Here is a 13,970-nt window from a genome sequence, read left to right on the forward strand (position 1 = left end):
GCGCCATGGCTCCGCCCTTCACCATCGCCGCGCTGTACCGTTTCGCCGCCTTCCCCGATCCGGAAGCATTGGCGGCACAGCTGCGCGATCTCTGCGCGCAACTTGGCACATGCGGCACGCTGATCCTCGCGCGCGAAGGTATCAACGGCACGGTCGCGGGCAGCGAGCAGGCGATCGACGCCCTCCTCTCCCATATCCGCACCCTTCCGGGCTGCGCCGATCTGGACGTCAAATTCGCCACGGCGGACGAAGCCCCCTTCGCCCGCATGAAGGTCAAAGTGAAGGCGGAGATCGTGACCCTGGGCGCAGGCGATCTCGACCCCGCCTCACAAGCCGGGCGCTATCTCGACCCCGCCGAATGGAACGCGCTCATCGCCGATCCCGACACGATCGTCATCGACACCCGCAACGCTTACGAGGTCGCCGTCGGCAGCTTTGAGCGCGCAATCGATCCCGGCACCCGATCCTTCCGCGAATTCCCCGCCTGGTTCGACCGCTTCGCCGAGCAGCTGCGGGAGGAAGGCCGCGAACCCCGCATCGCCATGTTCTGCACCGGCGGTATCCGCTGCGAAAAATCGACGGCGCTGGTGCGCTCACGCGGCTTTGAGCATGTCTATCACCTGCGCGGCGGCATTCTGCGCTATCTGGAGGAAATGCCGGAAGAACAAAGCCGCTGGCAGGGCGACTGCTACGTTTTCGACGAACGGGTGTCGGTCGGCCACGGCCTCGCCCCTGGCAATCATGTCATCTGCCGCGACTGCGGCCTCGCCCATCGACCTGATGCCGCGCATGAGTGCCCGGCGAGCGATCTGGCGCCCTAAACAACATAGCGGTGCAGCCCCGCCCCATGCTCCCTCAACCAGGCACGGGCAGGCTTGGGGTCCTCCCCCAATATCCGGGCATGGGCCGCGTGGAATGCCGGACTGTGATCCATGTGCAGCAAATGGGCGAGTTCATGCGCAACCGTCGCCCGCCGAACATGCGGCGGGCACAGGATCAAGCGCCAGCTATAGCGGATCGCCCCGCTCGACGCACAACTTGCCCAACGACTGCGCGGATCGCCAATGCCAACCGACGCCACGATCAAGTCATGATCGCCCGCCATCGCATGGCTCTCCTCTTCCAACACCGCTTTCGCCCGCGCCTTCAGCCAGCGCAGCACACGCGGCCCGACCGACTCGCGCACGCCCCCCAGCATCAGCCGATCACCCTCAATCCGCACGGTACGCGACGCATCCGCCATCCAGCAGATCCGTACTTCCCGCCCTTCCAGCGGAAAGCAAATCCCATCCTCCAACCGCACCATTGCAGGTCGCGCCGCCATCTGCGACCGGACCCAGCCTTCATGCCCCTGCGCCCATCCCAGCGCCCGGTTGAGATTGGCCCGCATCGGCAGCGACAGCCGCAACTCCCCGCGCGCATGATCCAGTGACAGGCGATAAGCCTTCGCCCGCGCTGAACGGCGGATTCGAACCGGAACGGCAATGCCGTCGATAGTGATGCTGCTGTCAGAGTTCCCGGTCGACAAGATGATTTTCCCAGTCGCCCGCGTCCGCCTCGGCAATCGTCCAGCCGCGCACCGACTCCTTGGCGCGATGCACCGCTTCCCGGTCGCCGCTGATCAGATAGTGCCAGGACGGCAACGGCTTGCCCTCACCCCGCAGCCGATAGGCACAAGTGCGCGGAAGCCAGCTGATCGTCTTCACCTTTTGCGGGGTCAACCGAACGCAATCCGGCACGAAGCGCCGCCGTTCGCTGTAATTGCTGCACTGTCCGCTATGCCGGTCGAGCAATCGGCAGGCGACGTTGGTCGGATAGACGCGCCCGGTATCCTCATCCTCCGCCTTGTGCAGGCAGCATTTGCCGCACCCGTCGCACAGTGCTTCCCACTCCGCGCGGTCCAGCTTGTCGAGGGGCTTTTCCCAGAAGTTCAAACCGTCACTTGACCCATTTTTCCAGGAAGGCGCGCACATCGTCCGCAGTGCCTTCCTGCTTGTCCGCCGTTCCCGGATCATCCACCGGCACCAATGCCACAGGCTGGCCATCCGGGCCGAAAAGATAGGGCGTGCGGCTATGGCTTACCAGATAGTCACCGGCGCCTTCCGCCTTTTCCTTGTTGGCGATGACGACGAAATCCTTCTCCACCTTCGCGATCTCGTCAGGCGTGCCAGTCAAGCCGATCAGCTTGGGGTGAAAGGCCGCGACATAGGTCTTCAGAACCGCAGGCGTGTCACGCTCCGGATCGACACTGATGAAGATCGGCTGCACCTTCGCCGCCCGCTTTGCATCCACCTTCTCAAACTGCGAAAAGCCCTGCATGATATGCTGCAAATCGAGCGGGCAGACGTCGGGGCAATAGCTGTAGCCGAAATAGACCAGCCGGTACTTGCCCTTGAGATCGTCCCAGCGCACCTTCTTCCCATCCTGATTGGTCAGGATGAAAGGCGCCCCAATCCGCGCCCCGGCCAGATCCCCGCGTGTCCCTTCCATCTCGCTTGATGCGTTGCCGCCAGCACCCATATTGCAGGCGGCCAGCAGGGCGGTGAGCGGCAGGATGAGGGATCGGATCGCTTTGTTCATGGCGCCGCCAGCCATGCCCTGCTATGGGCGCTATTGCAAATGCCAACGGGGCTTAAGGACGATGATGAAGGCTTTTCCGGCTTGGATCGGCGCGGCGCGCGCAGCAGCTCTGGCGCTGACATTGCTCTCGCCAGTCGCGGCGCAAGCGCAATTTTCGGACGCCTATAATTTCCTGAAGGCGGTCAAGGACGCCGACGGGCAGAAGGTCACCGACCTCATCCAGAAGCCCGGATCGACCGTCATCAACAGCCGCGACGTCACCAGCGGCGAAACCGCGCTGCACCTCGTCATCGCCCGTCGTGACAATACATGGCTCTCCTTCCTGCTCGCCAAAGGCGCCAATCCCAACCTTGCCGACAATCGTGGCAATACGCCGCTCATGAACGCGGTGCAGGCCCGGTTCGAGGACGGGGTCCGCACCCTGCTCGCCGGTGGGGCGCAGATCGACAAGACCAACGGCAGTGGCGAAACTCCGCTGATCCGCGCGGTGCAGCTGCGCGACATCGGACTCGTCCGCCTGCTCGTCGCTCAAGGGGCTAATGCGGACAAGCGCGACACCATCGCTGGCATGTCCGCGCGCGACTATGCGGAACGGGACGCGCGCACCTCCGGAATTGTCGAGGCGTTGGCAGCATCGAAGCCAAAGGCTGCGCCTTCGGGGCCGGTGCAGGGACCGACTTTTTAAGAGCATATCTCTCCCAGCCCCATTCAATTGAGCCGGTTTTAGAGAATCGTGCCCTGTAACAGGCTTACCTAACCCCGTTCGCTCTGAGCCTGTCGAGCCGAAGGCCGGCGAAGCCAACGGCTCTACTTCTTTCTAGGAAGAGGAGGGCTTCGACATCTGAACGAGGCAAGTGACTCGTTCGGACAACCCGAACGGAGGTGAGTGATTTAAAAAGCAAGATACTCTAAGCCCCTCGCCCGACACGCCTTGTCTCACGCCCTCCGCCTTCCCATCTCCTCTCTATCATCCCAAGCCCGGAGAGGCAGGTTATGGAGCGCAAGAACGACATCGAGAAAGCTTGGGAACAGGCCCTCGGCAATATCTTCCAACCCTATACGCATGCACCGCATGAAACGAAGAAGGCGCTGGATTCATTCCATAGCGGCCTCACCAACAGCAGCTATGACATACGCCGCCACATGGCGCGGACAGCAGCGCGGCAGGGATCGACAGCGCTCCACCGATTCCTGGCCGATGAATATTGGGGTACGCGCCCCCGCTGACGCCTCATCGTGGATAACCTTATGTCACCATCCCAGCTCGGCGGCATGATCGGGATCGGCCAGTGCGGTCAGCCGCCGCGCCGCCCGCCTTGCAAAGCGCAGTGTCTCCGCTTTCCGCCGTGCCGCCGCCAGCGGTTCCACCGGCGCAGGCCGCAGTAATTCGGCATCATATTGATCCGCAACGATCAGGCCCGTGCGCGCTGGCCATAAAGCCTCGCTATCGAACAGCGACAGGTCAAAGCCGGATGGCACCGCCCAGAAAAAGCGATCGCAATAGTCCAGATAATCCGGCCATTTCATGTCACCGAGCAGGTCGGCGCGGCTGCACTTGATCTCGACGATGCTGATCCGCCCCGCGCTGTCCAGCGCCATGATGTCGGCGCGGCGCCCATTGGGCAGCGGCACTTCCAAAATTCCGCTCATGTCATGGCGAAAAAACAGCCGCAGCGTGCCACGCGCCACGGCCAGCGCCGTGCCATCGGTCAGGGGAGAGCAGTGCCGATCAGGGGTGGGCATGGAAGAAACCGGACTCATGCCCCTATCTTAGAACAAGAAGGGAACAAAAGAAAAGGCCGATTCAGTTCCCTGAACCGGCCCGCTGTCCTTGTGATGTGCGACCCGAGGATCAGCGATAGAAAATATGATTGTCGATCGAGGCCAGCTGGCGCTTGCCCCAGCTCGGCGACACGCGACGGGCATGGAAAAACAGCGCGCCTTCGGCCTTGCTGTTCCAACTGTCCTGAATCGCAATCTGTGCGATCGCGACAGCCTCACGCCAGCTCTCGCTGGCCATCGGGATGGTCGGCATGCCACGGCCACGGACGAAGCTGAACTGGCCAGGCTGATAGACGACGCCGCACATGCTGTTGGCGAAACGGCCCGACTTCACGCGATTGATGATGACGCGGGCAACGGCCAGCTGGCCTTCCAGGCTCTCGCCCTTTGATTCGAAATACACCGCGCCAGCCAGACATTTCATGTCGCCTTCGACGCTTTCGGCTTCGCCCTGCGCATCGACCAGAGCGGACAGATTGTCGGCACGCACATCGGCGCTATTGGAAAGATTGGCCAGCGGCTGAGCGACTTCGCGCGGCGCGGCAAAAATAACAGCGGGCTTGGAAGCCGCCGGAGCTGCATTCAGCTCTTGATTCCCGGCAAGGGAGACGACCGAAGGAGCGACTTCGCTAGCGCTCGACATGTCGGCCGCTGTAACCGCGACGGTGGCGGTCAGGGCAAATGCCGCGGCAGTCGCGGCCTTCAAACGAAAACTCATTACAGCTCAGAAACATGCGGTTCTTGGCCAGAGACGTCGGGAAAAACCCCATCACATAATCGACGTCAGGCCGCCCCCCGTCTGCGTGTTTACCTCGCCCGCCCCCCACGGGCGAATTTGGCAACCTGCGCGTTAAGCGTTGGGTGGGGCCAGTGCCTTTCCATCCGTTCAGAGTCAACGATCAACAGATCGTTTCAGCGGCGAACCGTTCCGCATCCGCGATATCGAGTTCCACGATCCACAGATCGGGGTCTGATCTCCGACGCCTCGCTATATATTGATTGAGGGAATCACTTCCCTCCTCCGGCGCGGGTCCGCAACGCTCCAACCTATATCCACCGGCAAAATCGGAAACCCGTTCGAACAGGCCCATAGCCTGCCCCCTTTCAGCGGCTTCGATAAGGATTGCGCCACTAATCTCGTCGCCCTTGACCAGCACCGTGGCAAAGCCCCCCGCCCCGGCCGCGCGCCTTACCAGCACGCCGACCAGCATCGCGCTGGTCAGCCGGTCAGCCTGCATAGCCCGGCAGCGAAGACAGCGGAAATTGCGACCGCATGAAGGTGCCCGTTCCCCGGCCTACCTCTTCGCCGTCCATGTCGATCAGGCTCGCTTCGGCGACGAACACCCGCCGCTTGCCGCTGATCCACCGCCCTTCGGCCCGGATCCGGCCCGGCCCGATCGGGCGGGTGAACAGCAGGTTGAAGGCGGTCGTCAGCAGAAAACGATCGCTGACAAGGCTGTTCGCAGCATAAAAGGCGGCATCGTCCATCATCTTGAAATAGACGGTGCCATGAACCGCGCCCGCCGCGTGAAACTGTTCTTCATCGACATCGAACTCGATGATCGACCGGCCCGCCTCGGGAATCGTCAGCTCCGACCGGAACATCCGGTTGATCGGCGCGGAACGATAGAGATTCTCGAGCGCACGGAAATGCGCCGCCTCGCCGCTCGGCGCGCCGTCCATTTCAGGCGGCGTCACGCGCTTCGCCACCGGCCAGCAGCGCGTGCAGCGCCTCGGCTGACTTCGCCCCGCGCAGCCGGGCGACATGCCCCTCATCACGCAGATAGCGCGACACGCGGGCGAGCGTCTTCAAATGTTCCGCCCCGCTATCGACCGGCGACAGCAAGGCGAAGACGATGTCGACCGGCGCATCATCGACCGCGTCGAAGGCAAGCGGGGGATTGAGCAGGATGACGACGCCCCTCATCCGGTCCAGGCCGGGAATCTTCGCATGCGGGATGGCGACTCCGCCGCCAAAGCCGGTCGATCCCAGTCGTTCGCGCTCGAACAGTGCTTCCGATACCGCGTTCGCCTCCAGACCATAGGCGGACGCGGCCAGTTGCGCGATTTTCTGGAACAGCGGCTTCTTGCCATTCGCCGAGACGTCTGTTGCAAGTGCCTGCGGCGCGACGATGTCGTTGAAATGAACCATGACCAACCTGGAACAGCCGGCATGCGCGCTGCCCCTTAAAAACCGCGCTTGTCCGGGGATATAAAGCCCGGCCCCATAGGCTGCCTGCCGCTCTGGGTCAATGGCAGCCCGGGGCCGGGACCCGGTGTCAGGCACCTGTCAGGCGCGCGCTTCCAACCGCGGTTCCACCCATCCGATCGTCCCGTCATGACGGCGATAGACCATGTTATAGGCGGATGTGCCAGCATTCAGGAACAGCAGCGCATTGGTGTTGCGCAGGTCCAGCATCATCACTGCGTCAGACACGCTGGCTTCAGGAATATCGACCCGCGTTTCCGCCACGATCAGCGGCGCGTCGGCCGGTTCTTCCTCCTCCGGCGACGAAGCAAAGATGGTATAGCCCGCGCCATCCATGCCGTTCAGCTCATAGCCATTGGCGCGCTGAGCCTCCGCCGCAATGGCTTGGGGATGGCGGTCCTTCAGGCGGCGCATGTACCGCCGCAGCTGCCGTTCGATCTTTTCTGCCGCCTGATCGAATGCCGGATGCGCCTCCTGCGCCTCGCCCGCGCCTTTCAGGATCAGGCCAGTCATCACATGGCAGACGATATCGCAGTGGAACGCCCCGTGGGGTGCAGGCCGAAACGTGACCTGGGCGGAAATCGTGCGCGAAAAATATTTCTCGGCCATCGCCTCCAATCGGGTCGCGACATGCTCTTTCAGAGCGTCGCCCGTATCGACCTGATGGCCGGAAACACGAATATCCATATGCCTTCTCCTTGTTCTTGCCGGGCTGCAGGAGGCAGTCCGGTTGGGCGAAGCGTGAAGGGCAGTATGTCAGCCAGCCTTCAAGCCTCCTCCAGCCAGAGCGGCTTTTCCAGCGTCGCGACAAACGCTGCATGCCTCTCCAGCTCCATCGCGCTGGCCATGAAGACCCGCGCGGGACGAACAGGGCGAACCGCGATACCGCTCGCAAGTTCCACCCGAATGGCGTCTTTATCCTCCTCCTGTGCAAGACCGAGGCCGATCTGACGGCCGCCAGTCAGTTCGATATACAGCTGCGCCAACAATTCAGCGTCCAGCAACGCGCCATGCTTGATCCGATGGCTGCGATCGATGCCATAGCGTGTGCAGAGCGCATCCAGGCTGTGCTTGGCCCCCGGATGCATCTGCCGCGCGATTGCGACGGTATCGATCATCCGGTGCATGCCGACTTCGGGCAGGCCGCACAGCTTCAACTCATGGTTGAGGAAGCCAAAATCGAACCGCGCGTTGTGCGCGACCAGAGGGCTATCCTCCAGGAACGCCAGCAGATCCTCGACCCCATGAGCGAAAAGCGGCTTGTCCTTCAGGAATATGTCCGAAAGCCCATGAATCGCCTCGGCGGCGGCGGGCATCGCCCGCTGGGGATTATAATAAGCATGGAAGGTGCGGCCGGAAGGCACCCGGTTCACGAGTTCGATGCAACCTATTTCCACGAGCCGGTCGCCCGATACAGGGTCAAATCCAGTCGTTTCGGTGTCGAAAATAATCTCGCGCATGGACCTCTTCACACCGACTCTGCCGGGCTTTTCCTTATCGACCTGTCTTTGATCCAAGGCAAGCCGCCAAGCGCCTCACCTGTGCCTGTGTGGCGGCAAATGTGGTGCCTGTATGGATGATATAGTCCGCCCGCCGCCGTTTTTCAGCATCGGGCGTCTGCAAGTGCAGGATTCTACGAAATTTCGCCGCCGTCATGCCCTTGCGCGCCAACACGCGCCTACGCTGCTTCCAGGCGGGCGCCGTCACCACGATGACTCCCGCCAGCGTCCGCTCCATATGGCCTTCGAACAGCAAGGGGATATCCAGCACGACAAAGGCGCGCGAGCGATGACGGCGCAGGAAAGCCTTCCGCTCTTCCTTGACCGCCGGATGGACGATCGCCTCCAGCGCCTTCAGTTCCTGCGGATGGCCAAACACCGCCGCGCCCAGCTTGCCCCGATCCACACCTTCCGGTCCCGTCGTTCCGGGAAAGCGCGCCTCGATCGCTGGCAACAACCTGCCGTCGGGCCCCTGCAACCGATGCACCTCGGCGTCCGCATCGAACAGTGGCACACCCTCCCGCCGCAGCATGGCGGCGACGGCCGACTTCCCCATGCCGATCGATCCGGTCAGCCCATAGATCTTCATGGCCTTCAGGCCGCCAGCAGCAGCGCGCGCAATTCATCGTCCCGGTCGCGCGGCGCCTGCGCGTCGAAGAAAATATCGAACGCCAGCGCGGCCTGCCCGATCAGCATCTCCAACCCATCCAACGCCTTCAAACCCCGCGCCCGTGCTGCCTTGAGCAGCTCGGTCTCTAGCGGCGCATAGACGATGTCATAAACCGTCGCATCGCGGGCCAGCGGCGACAGATCAAGATCAAGCACCGGCTGTCCCACCATGCCCAGCGAACTGGTGTTGACCAGCAGATCGGCCGCCGGAAGCGGATCGCCCATGCCGATCACGCGTCCCTTGACCTTCGCCCGGTCAAGCAACGCCTGCCCCTTCGCCGCATCGCGCACCATCACGGTAATATCCGCCACGCCAAGGCTGGTGAGCGCAAACAGGATCGCCCGCGCCGCGCCCCCAGCCCCGACCAGAACCGCACTCTCACCCTTCCACTTGTCACGCAGCAGCGGCTGAAGGAATCCGCCCGCATCAGTATTGGTGCCGATCAACGGCCCGCCGGTCTCGCTGGCGATCGTGTTCATCGCCCCGATCCGCTCCCGCACCCCGCCCGGATCGTCGGTATAATCCATCACGGCGATCTTGTGCGGAATGGTGACATTGCACCCCAGCCAATCGGGATCAGCCCGCCGCTCCAGAAAATAGGCGGCCAGCCCCTCCGCCGTCACATGCGTCTTGCGATATTCCGCCTCAATCCCCAGGCAATCGAGCCAGAAATTATGGATGAGCGGCGATTTGCTGTGCGCGATCGGATCGCCGATCACTTCTGCATAAGGGAGCTTGTCAGTCATGCTGGCAGAACGCCCCGGATGCGCAGAAAGTCAAGCAGCGGAAGCAGCGGCAGCCCCTGAATCGCGAACTGGCTGCCCTCAACCTTGCTGAACAATTGCACGCCCGGCCCCTCGATCCGGTAATTGCCGACACACCAGCGGCAATGCTCCCATTCCTCGTCCAGATACTTAGCTATGAAACTATCTGACAGGGTCCGCACCGTCATCCGCACCCGCTCGACATGCCGCCAGATCGGCTCGCCGTTCAGCGCTATCACCGCCGCGCTATGCAGATGATGGACCCGCCCCGACAAGGACCGCAAGATTTGCTCCGCGTCGGCGCGATCCACCGCCTTGTCGATCATGCTGCCATCATTTAGGCTCAGAGTCTGGTCGCAACCCAATATCAACCCGCCCGGCACGCGGCGCGACACCCGCAAAGCCTTCAATTCCGCCAGCGCATCAGCCAAGGCACGCGCGTCTAGCCCATCGCCGCGCAACGCTTCCTTCGCCGCTTCTTCATCGACACCGGGCGACATAGCCTCAAACGGCACCCCCGCCGCCTGCAACAGCGCCCTGCGGCTCGCGCTTTGCGACGCCAGCACGATCATAGGTCACTCCCCTCCGCCAATACGCGGTCGTTGAACAGGTTGATGATCGCCGCCGCCGCTTCCTCGATCGATCGCCGCGTCATGTCGATCACCGGCCAGCCATTGTCGGCAAACATCCGCCGGGCAAAGGCCAATTCCTCCTGCACCTTATCCAGATCGACATAGCTGGTCTCCGGCGCCTGATTGAGCGACAGCAGGCGATTACGACGTATCTGCACCAGCCGCTCGGGACTGACCGTAAGCCCCACGACCATCGGATGCTTCAACCCGTAAAGGCTGCGCGGTGGCGGCGACTGCACCACCAGCGGGATGTTCGCGGTCTTGTACCCGCGATTAGCCAGATAGATGGAGGTCGGCGTCTTGGACGCGCGCGACACGCCCGCCAGAACGATGTCGGCCTCCTCCCAATTTTCATGCCCCACCCCGTCATCATGAGCGATGGTGAACTGGATCGCCTCGATCCGGGCGAAATAGGCTTCGTCCAAAATATGTTTGCGCCCCGGCCGATTGCGCGTTTCCTGCCCCAATATGTTCGACAGCGCGTCCGTCACGCTGTCCAGCGCCGCAACATGCGGCAGGCCGAGCGCCCGGCAGCGCGTCTCCAGCCGCCGCCGCAACTGATGATTGGACAATGTGAACAGCACCAACCCCGGATTGGCCGAAATCTCCTCCATGATCCGGTCGAGATGGACATCCGACCGCACCATCGGCCAGAAATGGCGCACTGCTTCCACATTCTCGAACGCGCCGATCGCCGCCTTGGCGATATTTTCCAGCGTCTCGCCGGTGGAGTCAGACAGCAAATGCAGATGGATACGCGACATGACGCATATCTCTGTGGGGAGCCTGTGGATAAAGCAAGGGATAGGTTGCGGGCAAAACTACCCCTTTTGGATAGTACCCATTGGCCGGAATCTTATCCACATGCCCCCAACAGGTCCTCATTTTCATCCACAGCCTGTGGATAGCGTGGATGGCCCACACTGACTCGGTCCCGAATCCGTAGACCTGGAGAGTCAAGCTGTTGGCAAATCCGGGCGCTGCGCATAAACCCCGCTACCAACTGCCCTACTATCTCCATCATCCTTTTAAGAATCTAAATAAGAGAGTTTATGACGGGACCAGATACCGGCCTTTCCGCCGGGCCTTCCAAGCCGCTGCTTTCCGTCCTGAAGGGGGAATGCCTTAGCCCACCGCCCATGTGGCTGATGCGCCAGGCCGGCCGCTACCTTCCCGAATATCGCGCCTTACGGGCACAGAAGGGCGGGTTCCTCGAACTGGTCTATGACAGCCCCGCCGCTGCCGAAGTCACGCTTCAGCCGCTCCGCCGTTTCGGCTTCGACGGCGCGATCCTCTTTTCCGACATTTTGATCGTGCCCTATGCGATGGGACAGGACCTGTGGTTTGAAACGGGGGAGGGGCCGCGCCTAGCGCCGATCCTCAGCGAAACGGACCTCTCCGCGCTCAAACCTGATCTCAGCCGCTATGAGGCCGTCTATGAGACGGTGCGGCAGGTAAAGGCAGCCCTCGACCCCTCCGTCACCTTCCTCGGCTTTGCAGGCAGCCCCTGGACAATCTCGACCTATATGGTGGCCGGGCAGGGCAGCAAGGATCAGGGTGCGGCCCGTCGCCTCGCTTATCAGGACCCCGAACGTTTCAGCGCGATCATCGACGCGATCATTGAATCGACCGTCACCTATCTTTCGGGCCAGATCGAGGCAGGGGTAGAGGCAGTGCAACTGTTCGACAGCTGGGCAGGCAGCCTCGCGCCACTCCAGTTCGAACGCTGGGTAATCGAACCCAACCGGCGCATCGTCGAGAAGCTTAAAAGCCTCCACCCCAATGTTCCCATCATCGGCTTTCCCAAAGGCGCGGGCGCCAAACTCGCCGATTATGCGGCGGGCACGGGCGTCGATGCGATCGGCGTGGATGAAACCATCGATCCGCACTGGGCCAACCGCGTCCTGCCACAAGGCTTGCCGGTACAGGGCAATCTCGATCCGCTGGCGCTGATCGCCGGGGGTAGTGCGGTCGAACAATCGGTCGACAATATCCGCGCGGCTTTTGCAGACCGTCCGCATATCCTCAATCTTGGCCATGGGATTCTTCCCGACACGCCCATCGCCCATGTCGAAGCGTTGATCGCCTATGTCCGGCAAGGAAAGCAGAGCTGATGCCTTATCTCGGTGCCGCCTATCTGTGGGTGAAGGCCGCCCATGTGATCTTCGTCATCTTCCTGATGGCCGGATTGTTCATGATGCCGCGCTTCTTCGTCTATCACCACCAATGTGCCGTGGGATCAGATGAAGACCGCAAATGGATCGACCGCGAACGACGCCTGCTCAAGATCATCCTCAACCCCTCGCTGATCCTCGTCTGGGTTTTCGGCCTCATGCTGATGGTCGAAATCGGCGCCTGGCATTTCGGCTGGTTCCACCTGAAACTGCTCTTCGTCCTCGGCCTCTCCGCCTATCATGGCTGGATCGCGGGCTATACGAAGAAACTCGCCAGGGGTCTGCGCCCCATGAGCGAAAAGAAGCTGCGCCTTGTCAACGAAGTCCCCGGCATCGCCGCTGCGGTGATCGTCGTCGCGGTGATCGTCAAACCCTTCTGACACAAACCCCAACGCCGTCGTCCCAGCGCAGCCCTGATCACGGGCAATCACCCCACCCGTTCGGGCTGAGCTTGTCGAAGCCCTTCTCTTCTCTTGAAAGCAGGCCCTACGCGCACCGCACCTAACTAATTTCGCATGTCTACCGACATATTGCAGCAATCGAAATCGACGCTAATTTTCCTCGCCAAAGAATAAGGAGAGAGGGTCGTGACCAGCTTCGTTTTGCGGGCTTTTGGCGTGTTCAGCCGCCGCCGCCATATTCGCCAGCGCCTTGAAGAGATCAGACGGGAAAATGCGGGCTCAGGTGCCAGCAGCTTCAATTTGATTATATAGTCGGGGCAAGCTCAGGCCGGATCGACCGCGATATTGTCGATCAGCCGCGTCCGCCCCAGCTTCGCCGCGCCCAATAGCCGGGCCGGACGATCCAGTACATTCATCGGCTCCAGCGTCACCGCATCGCAAAGCGTCACATAATCAATGGGATCAAAGCCATGCGCGGCCAGCATTGTAATTGCCTTGGCAATCGCCGCCTCGACGCTCGCGCCCTTCTCCATCTGCCGGGCCGCTTCACCCAGCGCGCGGGGCAGGGCGAGCGCGTCCTTGCGCTCATCCTCGGTCAGATAGGCGTTGCGCGATGACAAAGCGAGGCCATCCTCGGCCCGCTGCGTCGGCACGCCGATGATCTCGATCCGCATATCAAGGTCGCGCACCATCTGCCGGATGGTTGCGAGCTGTTGATAATCCTTCTCCCCGAACAGCGCGACATCAGGCTGCACCTGATTGAACAGCTTAGTGACAACCGTCGCCACCCCGTCGAAATGCCCCGGCCGCGCCGCGCCATCGAGTCCCTCGGTGATCCCCGAAACGGAAATATTGGTCGCATAGCCTGCCGGATACATGACCTCGGCCGTCGGCACCCACAGCGCATCGACTCCTGCCGCCTGGCACATCTGCGCATCCTTGGCCTCGCGCCGCGGATAAGCGTCCAGATCCTCATTGGCGCCAAACTGCCGCGGATTGACGAAGATCGACACGACGACATGCCCGCCAAGCCGCCGCGCTTCCTCGACCAGCGCCATATGCCCCTCATGCAGCGCGCCCATCGTCGGCACCAAAGCGACAGGCCGCCCATCGCTTTTCATCGCATCGATGGCGGATCGCAGGGAAGGAAGGTCACGCAGGGTTTGCACGGGACGAGGGGCTCCGATATGGCAGGGGTACGGGGACTATCCTGCTAAAGGCACGGCCCGGCAAGTGGGTCAAGAATCGTTGCGGCAATA

At 62.1% G+C, this 13,970-nt stretch carries 20 protein-coding genes; 5 read left to right on the forward strand and 15 right to left on the reverse strand.

The features are described from left to right. The first annotated feature begins 5 nt into the window (after positions 1-5). Positions 6-821, forward strand: coding sequence for an oxygen-dependent tRNA uridine(34) hydroxylase TrhO (trhO, locus tag IZV00_RS12330; RefSeq protein ID WP_196224908.1), 816 nt, complete (start codon positions 6-8; stop codon positions 819-821). On the opposite strand, the gene IZV00_RS12335 is transcribed toward trhO, so the two are convergent. From IZV00_RS12335 to IZV00_RS12345, 3 genes are read right to left on the reverse strand one after another with little or no spacing between them, the layout of a single operon-like run. After that, positions 818-1,528, reverse strand: a complete 711-nt coding sequence (locus IZV00_RS12335) for a M48 family metallopeptidase (RefSeq protein WP_196224909.1) — start codon at positions 1,526-1,528, stop codon at positions 818-820. The two genes, trhO and IZV00_RS12335, sit on opposite strands and share 4 nt — an antisense overlap. Further along, on the reverse strand, positions 1,509-1,934 hold the full coding sequence (locus IZV00_RS12340) for a YcgN family cysteine cluster protein (RefSeq protein ID WP_230463201.1): 426 nt from the start codon (positions 1,932-1,934) through the stop codon (positions 1,509-1,511). The genes IZV00_RS12335 and IZV00_RS12340 overlap by 20 nt, the downstream gene beginning before the upstream one ends. Before the next feature lie 4 nt (positions 1,935-1,938). Beyond that, complete coding sequence (locus IZV00_RS12345; protein WP_196224911.1) at positions 1,939-2,595, reverse strand: SCO family protein; 657 nt, start codon at positions 2,593-2,595, stop codon at positions 1,939-1,941. Positions 2,596-2,641: 46 nt separating this feature from the next. Here IZV00_RS12345 and IZV00_RS12350 point away from each other — a divergent pair, with 46 nt between their 5' ends. After that, positions 2,642-3,265 (forward strand): ankyrin repeat domain-containing protein, encoded by a 624-nt coding sequence (locus tag IZV00_RS12350; RefSeq protein ID WP_196224912.1) that lies wholly within the window; start codon positions 2,642-2,644, stop codon positions 3,263-3,265. A 308-nt stretch (positions 3,266-3,573) separates the two neighbouring features. Beyond that, the gene (locus IZV00_RS12355) at positions 3,574-3,807 is read left to right on the forward strand and encodes a hypothetical protein (protein ID WP_196224913.1); all 234 of its coding nucleotides are present in this window, start codon (positions 3,574-3,576) and stop codon (positions 3,805-3,807) included. A 24-nt stretch (positions 3,808-3,831) separates the two neighbouring features. On the opposite strand, the gene IZV00_RS12360 is transcribed toward IZV00_RS12355, so the two are convergent. From IZV00_RS12360 to IZV00_RS12410, 11 genes are all read right to left on the reverse strand, one after another. Beyond that, a complete protein-coding gene (locus tag IZV00_RS12360; RefSeq protein ID WP_196224914.1) occupies positions 3,832-4,323 on the reverse strand; it encodes an MmcB family DNA repair protein in 492 nt (163 codons plus the stop codon). Between the two features lie 109 nt (positions 4,324-4,432). After that, positions 4,433-5,080, reverse strand: coding sequence for a cell wall hydrolase (locus IZV00_RS12365; protein ID WP_196224915.1), 648 nt, complete (start codon positions 5,078-5,080; stop codon positions 4,433-4,435). 181 nt (positions 5,081-5,261) lie between these two features. Next, positions 5,262-5,600: a DUF1491 family protein gene (locus IZV00_RS12370; protein ID WP_230463202.1), complete on the reverse strand. Its 339-nt coding sequence runs from the start codon at positions 5,598-5,600 to the stop codon at positions 5,262-5,264. After that, positions 5,590-6,045 carry a PaaI family thioesterase gene (locus IZV00_RS12375; protein ID WP_196226643.1) on the reverse strand — a complete coding sequence of 152 codons (456 nt, stop codon included), beginning with the start codon at positions 6,043-6,045 and terminating at the stop codon, positions 5,590-5,592. The genes IZV00_RS12370 and IZV00_RS12375 overlap by 11 nt, the downstream gene beginning before the upstream one ends. Position 6,046: 1 nt before the next feature. Beyond that, on the reverse strand, positions 6,047-6,514 hold the full coding sequence (locus IZV00_RS12380) for a PTS sugar transporter subunit IIA (RefSeq protein ID WP_196224916.1): 468 nt from the start codon (positions 6,512-6,514) through the stop codon (positions 6,047-6,049). A 138-nt stretch (positions 6,515-6,652) separates the two neighbouring features. Continuing rightward, the gene (hpf, locus tag IZV00_RS12385) at positions 6,653-7,258 is read right to left on the reverse strand and encodes a ribosome hibernation-promoting factor, HPF/YfiA family (protein WP_196224917.1); all 606 of its coding nucleotides are present in this window, start codon (positions 7,256-7,258) and stop codon (positions 6,653-6,655) included. 80 nt (positions 7,259-7,338) lie between these two features. Further along, complete coding sequence (gene dnaQ, locus IZV00_RS12390; protein WP_196224918.1) at positions 7,339-8,031, reverse strand: DNA polymerase III subunit epsilon; 693 nt, start codon at positions 8,029-8,031, stop codon at positions 7,339-7,341. Between the two features lie 34 nt (positions 8,032-8,065). Then, positions 8,066-8,659: a dephospho-CoA kinase gene (gene coaE, locus IZV00_RS12395; RefSeq protein WP_196224919.1), complete on the reverse strand. Its 594-nt coding sequence runs from the start codon at positions 8,657-8,659 to the stop codon at positions 8,066-8,068. 5 nt (positions 8,660-8,664) lie between these two features. Then, positions 8,665-9,486 carry a shikimate dehydrogenase gene (gene aroE / locus IZV00_RS12400; RefSeq protein WP_196224920.1) on the reverse strand — a complete coding sequence of 274 codons (822 nt, stop codon included), beginning with the start codon at positions 9,484-9,486 and terminating at the stop codon, positions 8,665-8,667. Further along, entirely contained in the window at positions 9,483-10,076 is a 594-nt protein-coding gene (locus IZV00_RS12405) for a Maf family protein (RefSeq protein WP_196224921.1), read from the reverse strand. Before IZV00_RS12405 ends, aroE begins: the two co-directional genes overlap by 4 nt. Continuing rightward, the gene (locus IZV00_RS12410; protein WP_196224922.1) at positions 10,073-10,900 is read right to left on the reverse strand and encodes a pyruvate, water dikinase regulatory protein; all 828 of its coding nucleotides are present in this window, start codon (positions 10,898-10,900) and stop codon (positions 10,073-10,075) included. The genes IZV00_RS12405 and IZV00_RS12410 overlap by 4 nt, the downstream gene beginning before the upstream one ends. A 288-nt stretch (positions 10,901-11,188) precedes the next feature. Between IZV00_RS12410 and hemE the strand changes: the two genes are divergently transcribed. Next, positions 11,189-12,250, forward strand: a complete 1,062-nt coding sequence (gene hemE, locus IZV00_RS12415; RefSeq protein ID WP_196224923.1) for a uroporphyrinogen decarboxylase — start codon at positions 11,189-11,191, stop codon at positions 12,248-12,250. Next, positions 12,250-12,690, forward strand: a complete 441-nt coding sequence (locus tag IZV00_RS12420; protein ID WP_196224924.1) for a CopD family protein — start codon at positions 12,250-12,252, stop codon at positions 12,688-12,690. Before hemE ends, IZV00_RS12420 begins: the two co-directional genes overlap by 1 nt. Positions 12,691-13,034: 344 nt before the next feature. Here IZV00_RS12420 and panC read toward each other — a convergent pair whose 3' ends face one another. Next, a complete protein-coding gene (panC, locus tag IZV00_RS12425) occupies positions 13,035-13,880 on the reverse strand; it encodes a pantoate--beta-alanine ligase (protein ID WP_196224925.1) in 846 nt (281 codons plus the stop codon). Positions 13,881-13,970 lie beyond the last annotated feature (90 nt).

The organism is Sphingobium sp. Cam5-1 (assembly GCF_015693305.1).
Classification (GTDB): Bacteria; Pseudomonadota; Alphaproteobacteria; order Sphingomonadales; family Sphingomonadaceae; genus Sphingobium.

Bases quoted from the DNA above. Each gene is read 5' to 3' on its own strand.
- IZV00_RS12380 (WP_196224916.1), bottom strand. From the start codon at position 6,514: ATGGTTCATTTCAACGACATCGTCGCGCCGCAGGCACTTGCAACAGAC.
- IZV00_RS12420 (WP_196224924.1), top strand. From the start codon at position 12,250: ATGCCTTATCTCGGTGCCGCCTATCTGTGGGTGAAGGCCGCCCATGTG.
- hemE (WP_196224923.1), top strand. From the start codon at position 11,189: ATGACGGGACCAGATACCGGCCTTTCCGCCGGGCCTTCCAAGCCGCTG.
- IZV00_RS12370 (WP_230463202.1), bottom strand. From the start codon at position 5,600: ATGCAGGCTGACCGGCTGACCAGCGCGATGCTGGTCGGCGTGCTGGTA.
- trhO (WP_196224908.1), top strand. From the start codon at position 6: ATGGCTCCGCCCTTCACCATCGCCGCGCTGTACCGTTTCGCCGCCTTC.
- IZV00_RS12345 (WP_196224911.1), bottom strand. From the start codon at position 2,595: ATGGCTGGCGGCGCCATGAACAAAGCGATCCGATCCCTCATCCTGCCG.
- dnaQ (WP_196224918.1), bottom strand. From the start codon at position 8,031: ATGCGCGAGATTATTTTCGACACCGAAACGACTGGATTTGACCCTGTA.
- IZV00_RS12360 (WP_196224914.1), bottom strand. From the start codon at position 4,323: ATGCCCACCCCTGATCGGCACTGCTCTCCCCTGACCGATGGCACGGCG.
- IZV00_RS12365 (WP_196224915.1), bottom strand. From the start codon at position 5,080: ATGAGTTTTCGTTTGAAGGCCGCGACTGCCGCGGCATTTGCCCTGACC.
- IZV00_RS12405 (WP_196224921.1), bottom strand. From the start codon at position 10,076: ATGATCGTGCTGGCGTCGCAAAGCGCGAGCCGCAGGGCGCTGTTGCAG.
- IZV00_RS12350 (WP_196224912.1), top strand. From the start codon at position 2,642: ATGATGAAGGCTTTTCCGGCTTGGATCGGCGCGGCGCGCGCAGCAGCT.
- IZV00_RS12410 (WP_196224922.1), bottom strand. From the start codon at position 10,900: ATGTCGCGTATCCATCTGCATTTGCTGTCTGACTCCACCGGCGAGACG.
- hpf (WP_196224917.1), bottom strand. From the start codon at position 7,258: ATGGATATTCGTGTTTCCGGCCATCAGGTCGATACGGGCGACGCTCTG.
- coaE (WP_196224919.1), bottom strand. From the start codon at position 8,659: ATGAAGATCTATGGGCTGACCGGATCGATCGGCATGGGGAAGTCGGCC.
- aroE (WP_196224920.1), bottom strand. From the start codon at position 9,486: ATGACTGACAAGCTCCCTTATGCAGAAGTGATCGGCGATCCGATCGCG.
- IZV00_RS12375 (WP_196226643.1), bottom strand. From the start codon at position 6,045: ATGGACGGCGCGCCGAGCGGCGAGGCGGCGCATTTCCGTGCGCTCGAG.
- IZV00_RS12355 (WP_196224913.1), top strand. From the start codon at position 3,574: ATGGAGCGCAAGAACGACATCGAGAAAGCTTGGGAACAGGCCCTCGGC.